The sequence below is a fragment of the Marinifilum sp. genome (genome assembly GCF_965230805.1).
In the GTDB taxonomy this organism is placed as follows: domain Bacteria; phylum Bacteroidota; class Bacteroidia; order Bacteroidales; family Marinifilaceae; genus Marinifilum.
Map to the genome: position 1 here is coordinate 4,460,463 of NZ_OZ246019.1, position 21,482 is coordinate 4,481,944.

Here is a 21,482-nt window from a genome sequence, read left to right on the forward strand (position 1 = left end):
TATTAATAAAGAATATTGCTGAATTAATTTTATTGAGTAAACTAATGTATGAATTTTGCATCGACAAGCATGGTGAACAACTTTAAATAAACGAAAAGTTTTACTGACTAACAAAGGTGCAAAAATGGAAAAATTAAAACACATTAAAGGTATTGTTTTCGACTGGGCAGGTACATTGGTTGATTATGGCTGTTTAGCTCCAACTGCTGTATTTGTAGAAGTATTTAAAAAAAATGGTATTGCAATTACCATGGAAGAGGCCAGAGGCCCCATGGGATTGGCTAAAAAGGATCACATCAGGGAATTATTTAAGTTAGGATGTGTTGCTTCCCAATGGGAAAAGATACATGGAGCTGCACCCACCGAACAAGAGGTTGAACAATTATACGCACAACTTACTCCTGTTCTAATCGAAATCATACCAAAGTACTGTAAAGCCATCCCAGGCGTTAAGGATTTGTATGAATTTCTGAAAAATTCTAATATCAAAATTGGTTCAACCACTGGTTATGTTAGCGAAATGATGGAACCAGTAATTCTTGCAGCAATCAAACAAGGTATATTGCCTGATTCTGTGATCACTTCGGATGAAATACCTCTTGGCCGTCCTGCTCCATTTATGGTTTATAAAAATGCTATTAAACTGGCTATTTTTCCAATGAAAGCCATGGTTAAAGTTGGTGATACCATTGCGGATGTAAAAGAGGGCATAAATGCTGGGATGTGGGTTGTTGCATATACAAAATGTGGTAACGAACTTGGCTATTCCGAAGAAGATATTGCAAAGCTTCCGGATACAGAACTTAATGAAAAACTTACAAAAGCAGAAGAAAAACTACGTGCTGCCGGAGCTCACTTTGTAGTTGAAGGGCCTTGGGAGTTACCAAATGCTTTAAAGGAAATTGATGAGTTAATTGGAAAAAATATTGTTCCTGCAAATATTAATTCTCTGGTATAATAAAAGACATTTGGTTTTATATCTAATCTCTTAATATTAAAAATGAACTTACTAAGAAATACATCAACGATTTGGCGATTCAGAATTTTCGGACTAACCTGGCTGGGCTATTTTGGATTCTATTTCTGTAGAAAAAACCTAAGTGTTGCCAATGTAAGCATGCAAGCAGAATACGGGTTCGATAATAATGACTACGCCTTAATGGTTGGGGTATATAGCTTGGCCTATATGCTGGGACAATATATCAGCGGATATCTTTCGGATAAATATGGGCCTCGAATAATTGTTGGAACAGGCATGATATTATCCATTCTTGCCAACTTGTTTTTTGGTGTGATGGGAACCATTGTAGTTCTTGTAATGTTGGCGGGATTAAACGGATTAGGACAATCAACAGGTTGGTCGGGTTTGGTTAAAAATATGTCGTCGTGGTTTCGAAAAGAAGAACGTGGCGTGGTGATGTCGTGGTGGTCTACCTGCTATGTGGTAGGTGGTTTTCTGGGCACATTGTTTGCCACATATTGGCTTACCAACCAAAGCTTTTGGCCTAAACTAGGACTTACACGAGTGTTTTGGGCTCCAGCGTTGGTGTTGGGAATCATAGCTGGTGCTTATATTCTATTTACACGAAACAAACCCGACAGGCATTTAAGCACAGAAGATCAAGAAAGTTTAAGAGAGCATGATGATGAAACGGTAAGCATAAAGGACTTGTTAAATAACTCGGCATTATGGGTAGCAGCTATTATGTACTTTTTCATCAAATTTACGCGATATACTTACTTATTTTGGTTGCCCACCTATTTGGTTCAAGGCTTAAATTATTCTGCTGAAAATGCGGGCTACACTTCTTCCATTTATGAATTTGTAGGATTCGCAGGAGTTATTTTTGCAGGTTATTTATCTGACAAGGTATTTAAAACTCGTCGTTTTCCCGTTGGCTCATTAATGCTCTTTGGGTTATCCATTGTACTTGTATTACAACCCATTTTAACTGGTATGGGGCATGTTCCTACCATGATTGCCATTGGCTTGATAGGCTTTATGACCTATGGGCCGGATTCATTAATGTCGGGAGCAGCGGCTATGGATATCGGATCGGAAAATGGTGCAGCTAAAGCAGCAGGTTTTATAAATGGAATAGGCTCAATAGGACAGCTGTTATCTCCTTTTATTGTGGCCTTTGTGTCGAATCACTTCGGTTGGGAGATGCTGTTTAAAGTTTTTGTATTTACTTCTCTGATCTCTGCCATCTTGTTGGCAAGCAAATGGAATTTTGGTAAGAAGGAGGTTTTGGAAGAAAAGGTAAAGATGGATACACTAAAAGTTAAAACGAACTAAAACAAGCAAATGATTTTTGAAGACAAATATTTATTCACTCCAGGGCCATTAACTACTTCACAAACAGTTAAGGCAGCTATGGCAAGAGATTTAGGTTCTCGTGATACCGAGTTTATTCAAGTAGTAAAAACGATACGTCAGGACTTAGTTAAGTTGGCAGGTGTGGATTTAGATTACAAATACGATTCGGTATTAATGCAAGGAGCCGGAACTTTTGGCGTTGAATCAATCATATCGACAGTGATTCCTGAAGACGGTCATTTATTGGTGATTAAAAATGGAGCATACGGTCAACGAATCGAAAATATGGCTAAAGTTCATTCGATCAAAACATCAGTTTTAGCCTTTAGCGAGGACGAAATACCACAAGCTGAAATAGTGAAAGAATTCTTAAAAGACAATACTGATGTTACCCATGTAGCCATTGTACATTGCGAAACTACAACAGGCATTTTTAACGAGCTAAATGCCATTGGCGGGATTGTAAAACAGGCAGGCGCAGTTTATATGGTTGATGCCATGAGTAGTTTTGGGGCGGTGCCAATTGATATGCTTAGAGCAGGTATCGATTACCTGATTTCATCTTCAAACAAATGTATTGAGGGGGTTCCCGGTTTCTCTTTTATCATATTTAACAAAGAGGATTTAAACAAATGTAAAGGCCAAAGTAGAACTCTATCACTTGATCTTTATGAACAATGGACTGCCTTGGAATCAAACGGTCAATTTCGGTTTACACCACCAATTCAATCGATTCTGGCTTTTCATCAGGCCATTAAGGAGCTAATAGCCGAAGGAGGAGTGAAAGCCAGAGCAGCCAGGTACAAGAATAATCATAAGGTTTTAATGGAAGGAATGACGAATCTGGGTTTCATACCTTATTTAAAATCCGAAGTTCAAGGTTATATCATTTCCTCTTTTCTGTTTCCTGAAAATGATTCATTTGATTTTAATGTGTTTTATAATTTCTTGAATGAGAGAGGCTTGGTGATTTATCCTGGTAAACTCACTCAGGCTGATTGCTTCAGAATTGGAAATATAGGTCAGTTGCATCAAAAGCAGTTGATAACATTAATCGAGACCATTGAGTTGGCTATTGACCAATTGGGAATTGAACTAGTACAAACACAAAATAAATAGCTATTAAAGAAGAAAATAACAGAAATGGGAAGAAGCAGAATTTATTTCGACGATTAATCTGCGCTTCCTTCGTGGAGATGAATGTTTTAATATACAATTAAAGGGAAGTGATATGTATAAGTTGATTGGTTTTATGATTCTACTATGCTTTGGGTTTAAAGGTAAATCGCAAGAGTTTTTACCCAAATGGCAAAACGGGTATTTAGATATTCATCATATTCAAACTGGGAGGGGAAATGCAACTTTTGTCGTTTTTCCAGATGCTACAAGCCTTTTGATTGACTGCGGGGATATGTCAGAGTCACATTCTCGTGTATTATCAGATCGAAATACACAGCTTGTTCCTAACAACAGCAAAACAGCTCCCCAATGGGTGGTTGACTATGTAAAACAATTTCAGCCAAACCGTTCCAATTATATCGATTATGCATTGATTACCCATTATCATGATGATCATTTCGGTGAGATGGACAATCAGCGCAAAAAATCTGCCAAGGGAGATTTTTTTTTAACAGGAATAACAGAATTTGGAGATGCCATTCCGATCAAAACAATAATTGATAGAGGTTTTGAGTATCCAATTAATTTAAAAGATAAATCAGTTCAGAATCAAGCTGATTTTAAACACGATAAATATAAAATGATTCCTACGCTTCGGGAATATTGGAAATTTATTGATCACTGTTCAAAATCAAATGGTTTAAAATACGAGGAATTCGAATTGGGTTCAAAAAAACAAATTTCGCTACAAAATGAAGCGAGCAGATTTACGAACTGTTATGTGCAGAATTTGGCTGTAAATGGAAGAATATGGACCGGAATTCCTGATGAAACAATTTCCCTTTATCAAGCGGGAATATATCCTGGAGAAAATTCACTAAGCACTTGTCTTAAGATTGTGTATGGCAAATTTGAATACTTTACAGGTGCTGATATTTCTGGTGTAAATGATTTTGGTGAGGCCGACTTTAATTCGATGGAATCGCATTTGGCACCAGTAATCGGAGCAGTTGATGTTGCAACATTAAACCACCATGGCAACAAAGACTCCAGCAATAAATACTATATAAGAACAATCCGTCCTCGTGTATGGATTTCTCAGGCATGGTCCTCCAATCATCCAGGTCACGAGGTTTTTAAAAGAATAAGATCTAAACAAATTTATCCTGGAGAAAGAGATATTTACTCAACAACTGTACTGGCTGCTAGCAAAAACTTTATGGGTGTTGATGAAGGCGAATTTGCTTCGGAGCATGGGCATATTGTAGTTCGTGTATATCAAAATGGAGAAAAGTATGAAGTATATGTACTAGATGAGAAGGATGTTAAGAGAAAAGTAATTATGAAGAAGGAATACAACAGCAGGTAAATTAATTACTCAATTATTACAAGCAAAGATTCATACGACTTATTATTTTTTGCTCGTGGCATTCTAAATACGCACTTATTATTATGGAAATGACTAAGATTAAGCACGCTAGTGCAGAACAAAGTGAACCGAACAATAGCAAAGAAAGACTAAACTACAAGCAATCCTTAACAGATAAGGAAACATTAAAATGGCTTGAAGCAGACGAAAAATACTTTTTGCATCAGGAATTGTCAACGCCGGTAATGAATATGCTTTCTAAAGCTATAGGCGCAAGCATATATGATTTAACAGGTAAGAAATACTTGGATATGCATGGCAATGGAGTTCACAATGTAGGATTTAACAGGAAAGAAGTAATTGCTGCTGCACATGAGCAATTAAATTCTGATTTGAATTTTACGCCACGTCGTTATTCAAATATTCCAACAATACAACTGGCTAAAAAATTAATTGAAGTTAGTCCCAAAGGCCTAGAAAGAGTATTGTTTTGTCCGGGAGGAAGTCAAGCTATAGAAATGGCAGTAATGTTAGCCAAACAAGTTACCGGTAGATTCAAGACCATTTCATACTGGGGTTCATACCACGGGACAGGCTTTCAAGCGGCCTCGATTGGTGCCGAAGAGCATTTTTCGACAGGAAACGGGCCTATGCTTCCCGGTACCTTTTACGTTGATTTTCCCAATTTATATAGAAATCCTTGGGGATTTACAACAGCAGAGCAAGTTGAGAAGGAATGTATTCGCCAGATAAAAAATGTGATCAATCATCACCCTGATATTGCCTGCATAGTAGGTGAGCCAATTTCTGCAACTCCATGGGTACCATCAAAAAAATATTGGCAAGAAATCAGGAATATATGTGATGAACATGGCATTCTATTAATTTTTGATGAGGTAATTGAAGGATTTGGTCGAACCGGGAAGATGTTTGCCAGTGATCATTTTATTACACCCGATGTGCTGGTAATGGGTAAAAGCTTAGGAGGTGGTTTGGTTCCTTTTGCAGGAATTTTAACCAAAGAAAAGTTTAATGTGTTACAGCATCGTTCCATTGGTCATTACACACATGAAAAAAACCCCCTTTGTTCGGCAATTGCACTGGCCAATATCGAAGTAATCGAAAAAGAGGGTTTGCTTGAGAAAGCTGCTGAAAATGGGAAATATTTAAAACACAGACTATTGGAGCTGAAGAATAAATACCCTTTGGTGGGAAACGTTGAAGGCGTTGGAATGCATTTAGGTATTGATTTGGTGAAAGATGAAGTAAGCAAGGAAAAGGCAAGAGAAGAAGCCGAAAAAATAATGTATCTGGCCATGGAGCAGGGGGTAGCCTTTAAAATAATAGAAGGCAATGTTCTTACTCTTCGTCCATCATTGGTCATTACAAAAGAAGAAATTGATGAGGTGGCAAAAGTACTTGATGAGGCTATTGGTAAAATAGTTAATGGTTGATGGTTAATGATCGAAAACTTAACTCGAATAAAATGTCTACAATAAAAACAGAAGGCGATATCAATATAACACCACTTAGAAATGAGTGGAATGAAAAGCATGACCTTACAACCAAGGAATGGTTATTGGAGGATGAGCGTTATTTTCTGCATCAATCCATGTCCACCCCATGTTTAGATGTAATTCAAACATGTTATGGATCTTCCTTTGAAAATCTGAAAGGCAAAAAATATATCGACTTTCATGGCAATAATGTGCACCAACTAGGCTATGCTCATCCACGTTTGAAAAAGGCCATTCATGAGCAAATGGAAACATTGTCTTTTTCTCCTCGAAGGTATACCAATAAAGCAGCAATTCGATTTGCCCGTAAAATGGCATCCGTTTGTCCTGGTGATTTGAATCGTATTTTAATGACTCCCAATGGGAGTAGTGCCATTTCAATAGCCTTAAAAATTGCAAGGGGAATAACTGGCAAGCACAAGCTCATTTCATTCTGGGATTCTTTTCATGGTGCCAATCTGGATGCGATTGGAGTTGGAGGAGAACATGTTTTTAGAGATAAGATGGGACCATTAATGCCTGGAGTTGAACGGGTCCCGGGACCAGCTACCTATCGTGGTATTTTTGCAGATCAACCAGAAAAGTACTTGGAGTATCTTGAAATGGTTGTTGAGAAAGAAGGTGATATTGGAGCAATTCTGGCTGAAACAATAAGGAATACCGATGTTCAAATTGGAGATCATTCTTTCTGGAAAGGCTTACGTCAACTTTGCGATAAACATGGCATTCTGTTAATACTAGATGAGATACCAATTGCCATAGGGCGAACAGGAAAGTTGTTTGCTTTTGAAAACTTTGGAATAGAACCGGATATCCTTTGTTTAGGAAAAGGACTTGGCGGAGGCTTATTTCCTCAGGCTTGTGTTGTGACACGTGATAAGTTCAATGTATTTCAAGATATTTCCTTGGGGCACTACACCCACGAAAAAAGTCCAATTGGAGCAGCGGTTGGATTTGCTATTCTTGAAACACTCGAGGAAGATCAAATTTTAGAGAATGTGCACAAAAGAGAAGCCTATTTAAAAGATCGATTGAATGCCATGCAAAGTCGCTTTCCTATAATTGGTGATATTCGCGGAATAGGTATGCTTTGGGGAGTAGAGCTGGTTCGTGACAAGACTACCAAAGAAAAAGCAACTGATGAAGCGGAGAAAGTGCTGTACAGTTGTTTGGATAAAGGCTTGAGCTTTAAAATATCAGGAGGAAATGTATTGCAATTGTCTCCAGCCTTAACCATTACCGAAGGTGAACTAAAAGAGGCCTTGGATATTTTGGAAAAAAGTTTACTAACAATTACATAAACCGGATTTTAACACTTTTTACTCTAATGATAGCAAGATTATTATTCACAAAAAATAAGCCTAAAAAATGAAATGCCTATGATAAAACTCAGAGCTTTAGATTCCTAAGAAACAGAAGAAACCGGAACTGTTGGAGCACTCCCGGTTTCATTACAACAAGAATTTTATAATCCTTATATGAATTGAACAAAATTATGAATTTAAATCGAAATTATAAACAGAAGGGCATGATTTTTAATAAAATAATTGCATCCATCCTTCTTGTATTGATTATTCAGCTTCTGAGCATTACAAAAATACAGGCACAATCATCAGATCCTGTAGTTTCGTTACAGCTGGAAGAAGCTTCGCTAAAACAAGTATTCGAAAATCTAGGTTCATCTACTGGTTTTACCTTTCACTATACCGATAACATTTTAAATGATTCAAAAAAATATTCATTTAAAATAATGAAGCAACCGCTTAGCCGGATATTGGAACAAATTTCTAAAAGAGCAGGTTTTGCCTACGAAATTGTTGGTAAAAAAATATCAATAAATAAGCTGGAGAAGAAAGCTATTACAGGTAAAATAAAAGATGCCGAAACCGGAGAAGAACTAGTAGGGGTAACCATTAGAATTAAAGGTACTACAGATGGCACCATTTCCGATATTAACGGAGATTATTCTTTTCTAGCTTACCCTAATTCTACCATTCAGTTTTCTTACATTGGCTATGTAGTGAAGGAGGAAGATGTAAACGAGAGAAATTCCATTAATATCAGCTTAAGTCAGGACATCACCAATCTTGACGAGGTGGTAGTGACCGCTTTAGGGATTTCCCGTGAAAAGAAGGGGCTAGGTTACGCTGTACAAGAAATTCAGGGGCAGGATATGAACGAAGCTCGCGAAACCAATTTTATCAATGGATTAGCAGGTAAAGTTGCAGGTGTTCAGATTTCCTCTTCAGGAGCAGTGGGTTCTTCTTCAAGAATTAATATTAGAGGAGAGAACTCTCTGAACTTTGGAGCAAATTCACCTCTCTATATTGTTGATGGTGTACCAGTAGGAAATTCGGGAACATCGAATTCAACGAGTAGTGACTATGGAAACAGTGCTGCAGAAATCAATCCCGCTGATATCGAGTCTCTAACCGTTCTTAAAGGAGCTGCCGCCTCAGCTTTATATGGTTCCAGAGCGGGTAATGGTGTGATCGTAATTACTACAAAGTCTGGTAAAGATTCCAAAGGTTTGGGCGTAAGTATAAATTCAGGATTTACATTTGAGGAAGTTCTGCGCTTGCCAAAGTTCCAGAATGAGTTTGGTCAAGGAAAAAATGGAGACTACGAAGGTTCCAACTTTGGAGCAAGCTGGTCCATTTATCCTGATGGTAACCGTGATGGCTACGATGAAAGCTGGGGTCCGCGATTAAATGTAGGTACTCTGGAGCGTCAGTTTCAATCGCCAACTATTGGTAGAATGAGAGGTGGAGATGTTGCTAATCCTAACAGGGAAGAGGTGATTCCAACACCATGGATTGCTTACAAGAATAACATCAAAGATTTTTTTGATACCGGACAGACCAGGTTTAATAACATCTCTTTAACTGGATCAAACGAAAATGGATCATTTAGGTTTTCTTATACCAATCTTGATCAAAAAGGTATTGTGCCAAATAATGATTTACAGCGCAATACTTTTGCTTTGAAATCCAGTTATCAATTTACCGATAAATTTAGTGCTGATGTTTCAATGAACTATATCAATACTACCAGCACAAATCGTCCTGAGACTGGTTATGGTCGCCATTCATTAATGTATTTTATGAACTGGATGCCACGAAATGTTGATATCAATGCATTGAGAGATTACTGGCAAATAGGTTTCGAAGGATCTCGTCAGTTTCAGTACAACTATGGTGAAAATCACAACAATCCTTTTTTCTATCAGTACGAAAATACAAAGGGACAGGATAAACATCGCTTGTATGGTAATGTTAAACTGAATTATGATTTCACAAGCAATTTATCTTTAATGTTACGAGCAGGTACCGACTATTACCAAGATTTCAGGCCAATGAGATGGGCTGTGAGTACAGTTGGTGTTGAAAAAGGTAGGTATCGGGAAGTGAACCAATACTTCCAGGAGCGGAACTATGATTTTCTGTTACGCTACAATAACAATATAGGTAAGTTCAAGTATATCGTATCTGTTGGTGGAAACAAAATGGAGCGTGAAATCCGAAATAGGTTGGAACAAGCTCCTGAACTATTGATTCCTGGTATTTACTCATTGGCGAATAGTGCATCCGAAATAGTAGTTGGGTCATATTCAAGCGAAAAAGAAATACATAGTTTATATGGTCTTGCACAATTGGATTATGCAAATACTTATTACATGGATATTACTGCTCGTAACGACTGGTCGAGTACTTTACCATTGGATAACAATTCGTACTTCTACAAGTCAGTATCCTTTAGTGCACTGATTAACCAAATTGTTGACATGCCTGTTTGGGTAAATCAAGTAAAGGTAAGACTTGGAGCTGCAGAGGCTGGTAATGACACAGAGCCGTATAATTTGTACGATACGTTTAGCTTTCAACCTGCGTGGGGAACTACTTATTCATTATCCAGTAGTTCAGTAATGAAAAATAATAAGCTTAAACCGGAAGAGGTTACTACTCTTGAAGTAGGAGGGGATATTAAATTGCTTAATAATAGGTTTGGTGTTGACTTTACGTTTTACGACACCAGAACAAGAAACCAAATTATCAATATTCCACTTACCCAATCTACAGGTAAATCATCCAGGTTTATTAATGCTGGTGAAGTTCAAAGTAAGGGAATTGAGTTAATGGTAAATGCTACACCAATTAAAACTAGAAGTGGTTTTGAGTGGAACATAGGATTAAACTATTCGAGAAATCAAAACAAGATCATTGAACTTGTAGATGGAATTGACGCCATTGTGCAGACTGCTCCTGGTGAAGATGCATCCATTCAAGCAAGGGTTGGCGAGAAGATGGGAGCCATTTGGGGACCGGGATATCAAAGGGTTGATGATGTTAACAGCCCATTGCATGGTGAAATCATCATATTTGAAAATGGTCGTCCTAAACCTACATCCGATGATATTTACTTAGGAAACTTTAATCCTGATTGGACTGGTAGCGTTTCAAATACTTTCCGATATAAGAATTTTAGTTTAGCTACTTTGGTTGACATTCATTGGGGAGGAGAGTTTATTTCTCGATTCTACAATAAAGCCATGGGAGCAGGACAACTTAAAGAGAGTGCAATTGGTCGCTCAGCTCGTCCTGTGGGCGAAGAATATGGCGATTATTACATTGCCGGAGCCGCAGCACTTTCCGATGGAACTTATGTAGCTAATTCAACTAGTGCTGATGGTACATACAGCGAGGGAGTGCATAAAATTGATGCTCGATATTTTCATAAGGGATTTCTCGATCACATTAGCGAAGGACAATTATTTGATGCTACATATGTGAAACTTCGAGAAGTAAAACTAGCTTATAAATTTCCGAATAAGCTGTTTAATGATGTTGTTAAAGATGTACAACTTTCATTGGTTGGGCGTAATTTATTCTTGTGGACACCTGACAGCAACCAGCATTTCGATCCGGAAGTATCAACCGCCACAACAGGTAATGGTTTAATACCCGGATTTGAGAATATGAGTCTTCCTTCTACCAGAAGTTATGGTTTTAATTTGAGTTTAAAATTTTAAAACATGTTAGCAATGAATAGTTTAATAAAATATATAACAGTCCTTTTTATTGCAGTTTCTTTGTTTTCGTGTACCGACGACTTTGAAGAAATAAACACCAACCCCAATGATCCGGATAGGGTTTCAGATCCTTCTCTGCTATTGCCTGAAATAATATGGGATTTCTCGGACGCCAACTTTGAAAACTCGTTTGATAGGGGTGCCATAGTTGCAGATCAGGTTTCAAACTTTTTTGTGGGTTCATTCAATGATTGGACACGTGCAGATGTTAATCGCTTTTCTTGGGGATATTACAGTAAGATATACGATCTGGATTACATGATTAATATTTCAGAGGAACAAGGGTTGAATAACTACAGGGCTATTGGAATGATACTTAGAGCCTGGGCTTTTCAGAGTATAACTGATAATTTTGGTCCAATACCTTACTTTGAAGCAGCAAGAGCTCAGGATAACATTAATTTTCCAAAGTTCGATGCTCAGCAAGATATTTATGCCGATTTGCTGGAGAAGCTTGAAGAAGCGAATCTATTGTTAGATGAAAGCAAAGAGGTAGTGAACGGAGATATTTTATTTAGTGGCAGCATTAAGAACTGGAAAATGTTTGCCAACGGAATGCGATTGCGAATTTTAATGCGTCAATCCGACAAGATTGATCCATCTGCAGAAATGCAAAAAATTGTGAATGATCCATCCACATATCCTTTGTTCGAATCACATGAAGATCAAGCTGCATTGCAATATTTGGATAGCAAATCAAATGCGCACCCTGCCTTTAGGGGGAATGTAAGTGATTGGTCATCCTCTTCATCAACAAGGTTATCCTACAATATGGAGGTAATCCTGAAGTCTATGAACGATCCAAGAATCTCAGTATTTGCATTGCCAACGGCAGCAACTATCGATACAGATAATCCGGAATATTTTGGAGTTCCAAACGGATTGTTGGATGTCAATGATTGGAACGGAGGGGTTCAGAATCACTCTTTAATGGGATTGCTATTTGCACCCGAACAATATGATCCATCATTGGTTTCGATGAATGCAGCACAAAGTATTTTAATACCATATTCTGAGGTTCAGTTTATTCTGGCGGAAGCCAGAGTGCGTGGATTTATCACAACGGGTGATGCAGAAACCTATTATATGAATGGCATCAAGGATCAGTTTAACTATTATGCAAGTCGTATTCCCGATACATGGTTGTTACCAAATGCTGCTGATTTGATACCTTCTTCTGATTATTACACACAGGAAACTGTTGCTTTTACAGGTAGTTCAGAAGAAAAACTCAATAAGATTTATACGCAAAAATGGCTGGCCTTATTTACTGTTGGTTTTGAGGCTTGGTCGGAGTGGAGAAGAGTGCATGTTCCTGTTATTACACCAGGTCCTGCTACCAGTGGATTTATTCCTGTGCGTTATATATATCCTGCCGACGAAATGCGTCTTAACGATGACAACTACAACGAAGCGGTAAAATTATTAGGGGGTAATGGCGATGAAATTACAAGTCCGGTTTGGTGGGATGTTGACTAATACAAAAACCGATAATACAATTGATATAATTATAATATAATAGTGTTTACTAACTCGTAGAACCTAATACAATAAAAAAATATAAACATGAAGACATTACATATAAAAATAACTTCAGCTTTAATGCTCTTGTTGACATTATTTCTATTCTCTTGCGACGATGATGAGAATGATGATATGGATATTGTAAATCCTTATGTGGTAAGTTATAATCCGGTTATGGGGGTAGATGGAGTTGCTTTGAGTAGCAATTTGGTGCTTACCTTCGATGATATTGTAAATAAAGGAAGCGGAAATATCACGATTACCACGGATGTTGAACAAGGAACTCAGGTAATTGACGTTAACTCGGATGCCGTTACAATCAGCAATGTAGGCAGAGTAATGACAATCAATCCTCAGGATTTTCTTTCAGGTAGAGATTACCAAGTCGTTATCGATAAAGGAATAGTTGTTGATATGGCGGGGAATGAATATTTTGGAATGCCCGATGAAGAACAATGGGTTTTTAAGACTGGTGGTAATACAGGAGATCTGGATGCTCCATTATTGGCCGGCTTAACACCTTCTAAAGGTAGTACAGATGCTTCGGTGATTGCAATTCATGCAACATTTAACGAGGATGTTAAAACATCAACAGGTAATTTTATAATTTACAATAGCTCAGATGTTGCAGTGGCTACAATCGATGCTGAGGGAGAAGCAATCAGCATTGATGGAGCAAGGATAAGTATTAATTTCCCGGAACCATTGGATTTTGGAACTGCTTACTACGTGAATTTTGACCAAGGAGTAGTAAAAGATATCGCAGGAAATTCTTTTGCAGGAATTACTGATAAGTCAACTTGGAGTTTTACCACAACTGCTGGTAGTGGTTCCGATTTAGTGGTTCATTTGCCTTTCGATTCGGATATGAAAGACATTAGTGGAAATGCATTCCACGCTATGTTGGGAGCTACGGCTACTGCCGATGTTTCTTTTGTAAATGATGCTACACGGGGAGATGTGATTCAATTCAACGCAGGATCTTTTGCATCGCTTCCGAAACATGATTTACTTCGCCCGGGAGCTACACAGGACTTTAGCTTTAACTTTTGGGTGAAATTGGCAGGTACCGATTCTGATCCGGCTATCTTCTCAAACAAAAACTGGGACGGTGGTAGTAACCAAGGTTTTGTACTTTGTACTGATGATGGTCATGAATATGTGCCAGGAGACGATAATGATGGTTGGAGTGTAAATGTTTCTGACGGGAATAGAGTGGACTGGGAAGCTGGAGATTGTACTCCAAACAATGCTCCTTCTATGTCGGATGATGAATGGCATATGATTTCAGTTTCATTCGATAGAGCCAACGGAAAACTATCCGTTTATATTGATGGAGTTGCCTACTCTCATCCCGAAGGTGCTGATATTAGTGGCTTAACGGGTGCATTTTATGACGAGGTGAACGATTACCCTTTCAACATTTGGGAAGACGGAACCGGTATGTACAATGCAAGTGACGACAGACGTGCTGCCATGACAGGATTAATGGATGACTTAAGAGTTTACAATAAAGTCCTAAGTCAGGATGATATTACAGAATTATTCAATAATTAATTTAATAGCCTATGGTGGGAGTGATCCTGCCATAGGCACAATAATTTTGGTATGAAGAATCTATTGCAAATAGTAATATTTACTACACTGCTTATCTCTCTTGCATCTTGCAATCGAGAGTTTAAACCAAAAAGCATTAAGCATGTAGTTGTAATTGGTATAGATGGGATGTCGGTTGGCGGCTTAATAAAAGCCAATACACCTAATTTTGATAAGTACATTAAAAATGGTGCACACAACTTCCATACCCGCGATGTAATGCCAACTGTAAGTAGTCCGAATTGGACAGCCATGCTAACTGGCTCGTACGTTGCACAAACAGGAGTTACTTCGAATGATTGGCGTTATAACAACTATAATTTACCCCCTGTTGTAACCACAGAAAACGGAAGATATCCTGATATTTTTTATGCCATTAAGAAATCAAACCCTCAATTAACAACTGCTTCGGTATATCATTGGAGCGGTTTTGGTAATTTATACGACCATAAGAATGTTGATTTTGATTTTGATACAGATGGAGAAGTGGCAACAGCCGATAAAGTGGCAGAGCTTATAAAGTCTGAGAAACCAAATTTCACGTTTGTTCAGATTGATCATGTGGATGGAGCCGGACACCATTTTGGGCATATGACCGAAGGATATTTTAAATCAGTTGAGCTGGCTGATTCATTAAGCGGAATTATTGTTGAAGCAACAAAAGAAGCAGGAATATTCGATCAAAGCTTATTCATTATTCTGGCTGACCATGGAGGGCATGGATATGACCATGGCCACGAAACGGTTCAAGGAAACGAAGTGCCTTTTATTCTTTATGGATCAAGTATCAAAAAGGATTATCAAATTCCAACTGCTGTTAATGTAATGGATGTAGCAGCTACTTCGGCCTTTGCCCTTGATGTTAAAAGGCCTCAGGTATGGGTTAGTCGTCCTGTGGTTAATGCTTTCCTTAATTCACCAAAACCCGATCCCGAAACCTTAATGGGTCAGTTTATGGCTTCTTCGGCTTATGTCCCAGTGATTAAACCCAGAGATAAAGATGGTTCGTCAGGTGGCTTGTATATTGGTAAAAAGGCAATGGTTTCGATCGAGTCAGCAGGAACGTCTGGTGAAATCAGATATACCTTAGACGGCACAATTCCAAGCAAGCAATCAAAACTTTACACCGAAGCGTTTGAGTTAGATTATACAGCTGTTGTTAAAGCCACATACTTTGGGAACGACGGCAGTCAATCTGCTTTCTCTTCGGGTTATTTTAGAGTGGTAGAACAAGTAAAGGAAAATACAGGGGTAAACTACCAATTGTATAAAGGTGAAAACTGGAGCAAATTGCCAAACTTTAATGCATTAAAACCGATAGAAATCGGAAAAACCTTTGAAATGGCTACGGATGCCTTTAAAGAAAAAATTGGCTCATATACAGCTTTGGTTTTTGATGGATATTTAAATATTGAAAACGAAGGAGAATACATATTTGCAACACGCTCTGATGATGGTAGTAAATTATACATTAATGAAATAGAGGTAGTAAATAACGATGGTGATCATGGTGTTCAGGAAAAAGAAGGCTCAATAAACCTAAGCAAAGGAAAGCATAAAATTAGAGTGGAATACTTTAATGGTGGTGGAGGTTTCTTTTTGAGTAGCTCCTATAGTGGACCTGGCATTCCAAAACAAATTATTTCTCCTGATAGGCTAAGCATTAACTAAAGTTTTTTTCATTATACAGTCCAAGGCTAATTGCTAATGGTCTGTTGGATATGAAACAACAATTATAAATTTTCCAGAGAATAACATTACATTAAAACTAACGTACTTTTCAAGTTTCATTTTTAGGAAAGGGGGCATCGCATTCATGTGGTGGCCCTTTTTACATGTAATAAAAAATAGAATATCAAAAAAACTGGCACACCATTTTGTTTGTTAGAATGTTTAATTATTTTATCATTTTGAAATTCCAGAATCAAAACGCAAACAAATAGAATGAGGGGGTAAAACAATTCAAGTTTTCCTTACAGAAGGTTCTCCACATGGCATAAAATTAGCCGAGATAACCTCAAACATCGAACAAGCCATTTTTATCTCGCGAAGCAAAATGAACGAAGCTTCTGCATGAAAGGAAGTAGGCCGGCCATGCATCTATTTTTTATTTGGTAAGAATGGAGAAGACCAAAAAACAGAAGTTTATATTGGTCAATCTCGAAATTGCATAGATCGCATTAAAACCCACGGCTAAAAGAAAGATTTCTGGAATTATGCTGTCTTGATTATCTCGAATATTTTGGTGAAATCACCGCCAAAATAACAATTACGAACCAAACAAACCCAAAATAAAATGGCAGCAAAATTTCAAAACAAATACCTTATTCCATCTGCCTGCTGGAAGGATTGGGATTACGCATCGCAAGGCATTTATTTTAGTGACCATCTGCATAAACAATCATGAACATTATATTGGTGAAATTACCGTAGAGACACCCTGCCAGGGCGTCTCTACGTAACAAATAATCAAAAACATGACCACAGAACCCGAACAAATATTAGAAGATAATTTAGTCGCACAATGAATTGCCTTAGGATACGAAAGGTTTCTCACGCAAAGGGTAAGCCTTTCCCGGACAGGAATATGCCATTGCCAGGTGGTAAGGAGTTAATAAAATAAGGGAATCCGAAGATTTATTTCTTTGAGCAAGAGATTTAAACCGGTACATTACCACTCACTTTTAGCTTGTCAATACCAGTTTTATTCTGAAACAAGCTTGATTAAAATATACATACACCCCAATTGAATAAAAACGATTCAAGGTTCATCTTAACCCAAAAATAAAGCTCATGTAAAACTTACTTCTTATTAAATGCTTTTATTGTAAATCCATTTTGATAATGTGGCTTTATGAGGACTGTACTTATTTATACTTGGCTTTATCTTATATGCTTTTGTATTTCGATAGTTAAGGTGTCGGGAAACACGCGTTATAAATTTCAAGTCAAAAACACCACTCACGGTCTGTCGAATAACACGGTATTGAGCATTGATCAGGATCATTGTGGCCGCTTGTGGTTTGCCACCTACGATGGTTTGACTTGTTACGATGGAGAAGGCTACCATGTGATTAGGCCTAATTCAGGAGTAGATAACAATGGTATTCCCAGTGGTAAGGCACGTGAAATTAGGGTAGACGGTCGGGGAAACATCTGGGTACTTTTTGAGAAAAACAGATTGGTTCGCCTAATAAATTTTAATGGAAAGTGCAAAGAATACAGGAATTGGCACACTTCATCAACAGCCGAAGCTACTCTTCTAATCAATGAATTCGGAAAGGCAGTTGTTAAGGTCGAGAACAAAAAATACATTTATGATCCGCAAAAGGATCTATTCGAAAAAGTTTTGAGTGTAGATATAAATACACCATCAATTACACTTTTTAATGAAGCGGAGCGTCTATTGCAAAAGAACTATTCGGATGTGGAAATATCGACTATGATAAAAGCACCCAAAAGTGAAGATGTTTGGGTAGGTACGTTGAATCATGGCTTGTTCTTGATTAAAGATGGAAATGATGAGAGCATCATCAACTTTCATGCAGCTGGCGAGAGAGGATCTAAAATTTCCAGTAATGAAATTTATTGTGTCTTTATTGATAATTCGGGTTATGTATGGGCGGGTACAAAGGACGGTGGCGTAGTGCTGGGAATACCACAAACTACAATGTTTACCCATTACAATTTTGATAATTTAATCAGCGAAAAAATTCCGGAGGTAACAGTCAGAGCAATTTGTAAGGACAGGTCGGGGCAAGTTTGGCTGGGAACCTATAACAATGGCATTCTCATAGAAAAACAGGATTCATTTGAGCACTTCTCATTTACTGATCATGGGAAAGAGGACAAATGGAATTGGATTCGGACCATCTACTGCGACCAGGAAGGTAATATGTGGGTTGGCAGTTATGCTGGTTTATGCAGAATTAACCCGAAAACCCAGGAAAAGATCTATTACTCACCGCATGATAAGCAAACAAGCATCACCGAAGGCAGAATTTATAGCATTGCAGAAGATCGGAGTGGGAATTTGTTTATAGCGGAATGGGGTAGCCTAAATTTCTTCGAGCGAAATACCGGGCGTTTTCTTAGGATCGATACGATAAGTGAACTTGCTAATAAAAATATTCGCAAATTAATGCTGGATGAACATGAAAACCTCTGGGTGGGTACAGAGACTTCCGGTGTGTATGTGATCTCGACCATTGATTACACCTTAAAATCCCACTATTATCACGACCCCAAGAGTAAATCCGCATTGAATAGCAATAGTATATTCGATATCTATCAGGATAACAATGGTCGAATTTGGATTGCAGGATTCGCAGGCTTAAATAGTATCCGTCAAAAAGGAAAGATTGAAGAGTATGATTGGGTCAACAATAACTTGCCATCGAATTTAATCTACCGAATTCTGGAATCGGCGGATGGAAATATCTGGTGTAGCACAACCAAAGGGATAGTATGTGTTAATGTAAACGACCATTTTGTACGACTTTACGATACTTATGATGGATTTGCTTTGCAGGATTTCTCGGAAGGAGCAGGTTATATGGACATGGCAGGGCAAATGTATTTTGGTGGAATAAATGGATTATGCACTTTTCATCCGGATGTACTTTCGAAAAGTGATTATTTGCCATCACCGGTTCTGGAAGCGGTTACTGTTAATGGAACTACTAGCAAAGAACTTTCATTGGCTTTTGACTCCGATTCGATAGTACAGTATGAGTCTTGGCAGGATGAGTTGTTCTTTGATTTAAAAAATGTATACATCAATGGTGCACACAAAACCAGCTTGGCTTATAAGCTGGTGCCAAAGGATAGCGATTTTCAATTTCACAGGAAGAATCATTTCAGGGCTCGGTACTTTGGATTAAAACCAGGCAAATACACTTTGGTAGTTAAAGCTGCAAACCCTGACGGCCGATGGTCTTCTGAGAAAGAAGTTTACAAGTTCAGCATAGCCAAGCCTTTTTGGATGTATACCTATTTTTACTTGTTAATTATTGTTGGGCTTGCCGGTGCGGTAATTCTTTTCGGAAGGCTCCGATATATTCAGATGAAAAAGAGAAATCTGGAACTGGAAGCATTGATCACCAAACGGACTCAAAAGATCGAAAAACAGAAAAGAATTCTGGAATCGACCAATAAAAGGCTAGAGGAGCAAAACAGAAAGGTATTGGCTCAAAGAGATCAAATATTGGCCCAAAGAGGTCACCTGCTTGAAATGCATCATCGGGTTGAAGAGCAAAATCTGATCAAAGAAAAATTCTTTACCAATATATCCCATGATATCCGAACACCATTATCCTTAATTTGTGGACCGATTAACCATATCCTGGCCTGCGAAACCTTACCAGATGAAATTCGACCACAACTAAATCGCATTCAAAACAATGTTGATTATATCATGCAGTTATTAAATCAGGTATTGGATAAAAAGAAACTGGAGCTGGGGGGCTTGCAAGTAGTTCTAACGCAAGGCGACATTGTTAGAACCTGCCGTAGAGTAAGCGAGTCGTTTGCCGATCAGGCGATTCAAACAAAAATTCTACTTCAGTTCAATACAAATGCAACATCCTATCAGTATCGATATGACCATGAAAAATTACAACAGATTGTATACAATTTGCTTTCCAACGCCATTCGCTTTACCAACGAAGGGGGGCAAATCTCCTGTGACCTTTTCTTTACCGATAAATACTTTGAAATTGTTCTTACCGATACCGGTATAGGGATTCCCGAAGATCGTATCGACCATATTTTTGATCGTTACTACCAGGTTGGAAAGTCACAAACCAAGGAACTGAGTGGCTCGGGAATTGGACTATCCCTTGTAAAAGATTACGTGGAATTGCTGAAAGGAAGTATTGAGGTAGAAAGTCAAGAAGGAAAAGGAACACAATTCAGACTGAAGTTTCCGTTGATGATAAAAATACAAGAGACAGCGCCTACGATCATATCTGAGATTGAAGAAAATGAAGACAAAGAAGAAGAGGAAGAAATCGTAATGGTAAATAAGGGTGCTGATTCTGGAAAGGAACGCATTTTAATTGTAGAAGATAATAAGCAATTGCAAGAATATTTGTCGGAGATTTTAAGTGTTGATTATGATGTGCAGGTAGTTACCGATGGAAAAGCTGCCTTGCATTTCTTGCGTAAATACCCCAATGTAAACCTTATTCTTTCGGATTGGATGATGCCTCACCTTGATGGCATTGAACTGTGCCAGGCCTTAAGAAAAAAAGCCAGGTTTCGAACACTGCCCTTTGTTTTGTTAACGGCATTGCAAGAGCCACATAATCAAAAGGAAGGACTTACTGCCGGAATTGACGAATACATATCAAAGCCATTTGATCCTGAATTACTACTGATTAAAATTTCAAATCTGCTTAAAAAAAGCAAACAGATCAAAGATGAAGTTAAAACCGAGCAAAACCTGAAACCAGAGGACAAACCTGAATTGACAATGGACGATAAGCTCATTGTAAAAATCAAAGAGATTGTAGAGCAGGAGATCGCAAATTCATCCTTTGGACAGTCTGAACTGGCAGTAGAACTTGGTATGAACCAAATGAAGCTATACCGCAAATTAAAAGATCTGGTTCAACTCACTCCTGTGGAGTTTATACGATCCATACGGCTAAGTCGTGCCTCTCAACTATTAAAAAACAAAGGATTCACCATAAATGAAGTAAGTTATATGGTAGGCTTTAACGATCCGAAATACTTCAGCCGTTGTTTCACCAAAAAACATGGAATGAGCCCCTCAAAATACAGAATCAGGACAGAGGATGATACGATATAGCAAAATTTTGATATTACCGGGATATTAGTCCTGTGTTAACTTATTTTTAATGCAAAAAGTATCCCCATTTATGAGACGAAATCTCCACCTATTGCAGAAAATGTCCACTTTTTATAAATAAAACATCCACCCCT

General features: G+C 38.0%; 11 protein-coding genes. All 11 read left to right on the forward strand.

Annotated elements, in window-relative coordinates:
* The first annotated feature begins 124 nt into the window (after positions 1 to 124).
* The 11 genes from phnX (at position 125) to ACO05S_RS17420 (ending at position 21,348) form a co-directional block, all read left to right on the forward strand.
* Positions 125 to 958 carry a phosphonoacetaldehyde hydrolase gene (gene phnX / locus ACO05S_RS17370; protein ID WP_421919286.1) on the forward strand — a complete coding sequence of 278 codons (834 nt, stop codon included), beginning with the start codon at positions 125 to 127 and terminating at the stop codon, positions 956 to 958.
* Positions 959 to 1,000: 42 nt separating this feature from the next.
* Positions 1,001 to 2,299, forward strand: coding sequence for an MFS transporter (locus ACO05S_RS17375; protein ID WP_421919287.1), 1,299 nt, complete (start codon positions 1,001 to 1,003; stop codon positions 2,297 to 2,299).
* Positions 2,300 to 2,308: 9 nt separating this feature from the next.
* Entirely contained in the window at positions 2,309 to 3,439 is a 1,131-nt protein-coding gene (locus tag ACO05S_RS17380; protein ID WP_421919288.1) for a 2-aminoethylphosphonate--pyruvate transaminase, read from the forward strand.
* A 112-nt stretch (positions 3,440 to 3,551) separates the two neighbouring features.
* Complete coding sequence (locus tag ACO05S_RS17385; protein ID WP_421919289.1) at positions 3,552 to 4,808, forward strand: ComEC/Rec2 family competence protein; 1,257 nt, start codon at positions 3,552 to 3,554, stop codon at positions 4,806 to 4,808.
* A gap of 89 nt (positions 4,809 to 4,897) precedes the next feature.
* Complete coding sequence (pbfA, locus tag ACO05S_RS17390) at positions 4,898 to 6,262, forward strand: (R)-1-hydroxy-2-aminoethylphosphonate ammonia-lyase (protein ID WP_421919290.1); 1,365 nt, start codon at positions 4,898 to 4,900, stop codon at positions 6,260 to 6,262.
* 32 nt (positions 6,263 to 6,294) lie between these two features.
* Entirely contained in the window at positions 6,295 to 7,626 is a 1,332-nt protein-coding gene (gene pbfA / locus ACO05S_RS17395) for a (R)-1-hydroxy-2-aminoethylphosphonate ammonia-lyase (RefSeq protein ID WP_421919291.1), read from the forward strand.
* Between the two features lie 227 nt (positions 7,627 to 7,853).
* Positions 7,854 to 11,354 (forward strand): SusC/RagA family TonB-linked outer membrane protein, encoded by a 3,501-nt coding sequence (locus ACO05S_RS17400; RefSeq protein WP_421919292.1) that lies wholly within the window; start codon positions 7,854 to 7,856, stop codon positions 11,352 to 11,354.
* Between the two features lie 12 nt (positions 11,355 to 11,366).
* A complete protein-coding gene (locus tag ACO05S_RS17405; protein WP_421919293.1) occupies positions 11,367 to 12,893 on the forward strand; it encodes a SusD/RagB family nutrient-binding outer membrane lipoprotein in 1,527 nt (508 codons plus the stop codon).
* A gap of 87 nt (positions 12,894 to 12,980) precedes the next feature.
* A complete protein-coding gene (locus tag ACO05S_RS17410; RefSeq protein ID WP_421919294.1) occupies positions 12,981 to 14,495 on the forward strand; it encodes an Ig-like domain-containing protein in 1,515 nt (504 codons plus the stop codon).
* 51 nt (positions 14,496 to 14,546) lie between these two features.
* Positions 14,547 to 16,205 (forward strand): alkaline phosphatase family protein, encoded by a 1,659-nt coding sequence (locus ACO05S_RS17415; protein ID WP_421919295.1) that lies wholly within the window; start codon positions 14,547 to 14,549, stop codon positions 16,203 to 16,205.
* Between the two features lie 1,183 nt (positions 16,206 to 17,388).
* On the forward strand, positions 17,389 to 21,348 hold the full coding sequence (locus ACO05S_RS17420; protein ID WP_421919296.1) for a two-component regulator propeller domain-containing protein: 3,960 nt from the start codon (positions 17,389 to 17,391) through the stop codon (positions 21,346 to 21,348).
* The last annotated feature ends 134 nt before the right edge of the window (positions 21,349 to 21,482 follow it).

Excerpts from the sequence above, each read along its gene's own strand:
- phnX (WP_421919286.1), top strand. The coding sequence starts at position 125 with ATGGAAAAATTAAAACACATTAAAGGTATTGTTTTCGACTGGGCAGGT.
- ACO05S_RS17375 (WP_421919287.1), top strand. The coding sequence starts at position 1,001 with ATGAACTTACTAAGAAATACATCAACGATTTGGCGATTCAGAATTTTC.
- ACO05S_RS17380 (WP_421919288.1), top strand. The coding sequence starts at position 2,309 with ATGATTTTTGAAGACAAATATTTATTCACTCCAGGGCCATTAACTACT.
- ACO05S_RS17385 (WP_421919289.1), top strand. The coding sequence starts at position 3,552 with ATGTATAAGTTGATTGGTTTTATGATTCTACTATGCTTTGGGTTTAAA.
- pbfA (WP_421919290.1), top strand. The coding sequence starts at position 4,898 with ATGACTAAGATTAAGCACGCTAGTGCAGAACAAAGTGAACCGAACAAT.
- pbfA (WP_421919291.1), top strand. The coding sequence starts at position 6,295 with ATGTCTACAATAAAAACAGAAGGCGATATCAATATAACACCACTTAGA.
- ACO05S_RS17400 (WP_421919292.1), top strand. The coding sequence starts at position 7,854 with ATGATTTTTAATAAAATAATTGCATCCATCCTTCTTGTATTGATTATT.
- ACO05S_RS17405 (WP_421919293.1), top strand. The coding sequence starts at position 11,367 with ATGAATAGTTTAATAAAATATATAACAGTCCTTTTTATTGCAGTTTCT.
- ACO05S_RS17410 (WP_421919294.1), top strand. The coding sequence starts at position 12,981 with ATGAAGACATTACATATAAAAATAACTTCAGCTTTAATGCTCTTGTTG.
- ACO05S_RS17415 (WP_421919295.1), top strand. The coding sequence starts at position 14,547 with ATGAAGAATCTATTGCAAATAGTAATATTTACTACACTGCTTATCTCT.
- ACO05S_RS17420 (WP_421919296.1), top strand. The coding sequence starts at position 17,389 with ATGAGGACTGTACTTATTTATACTTGGCTTTATCTTATATGCTTTTGT.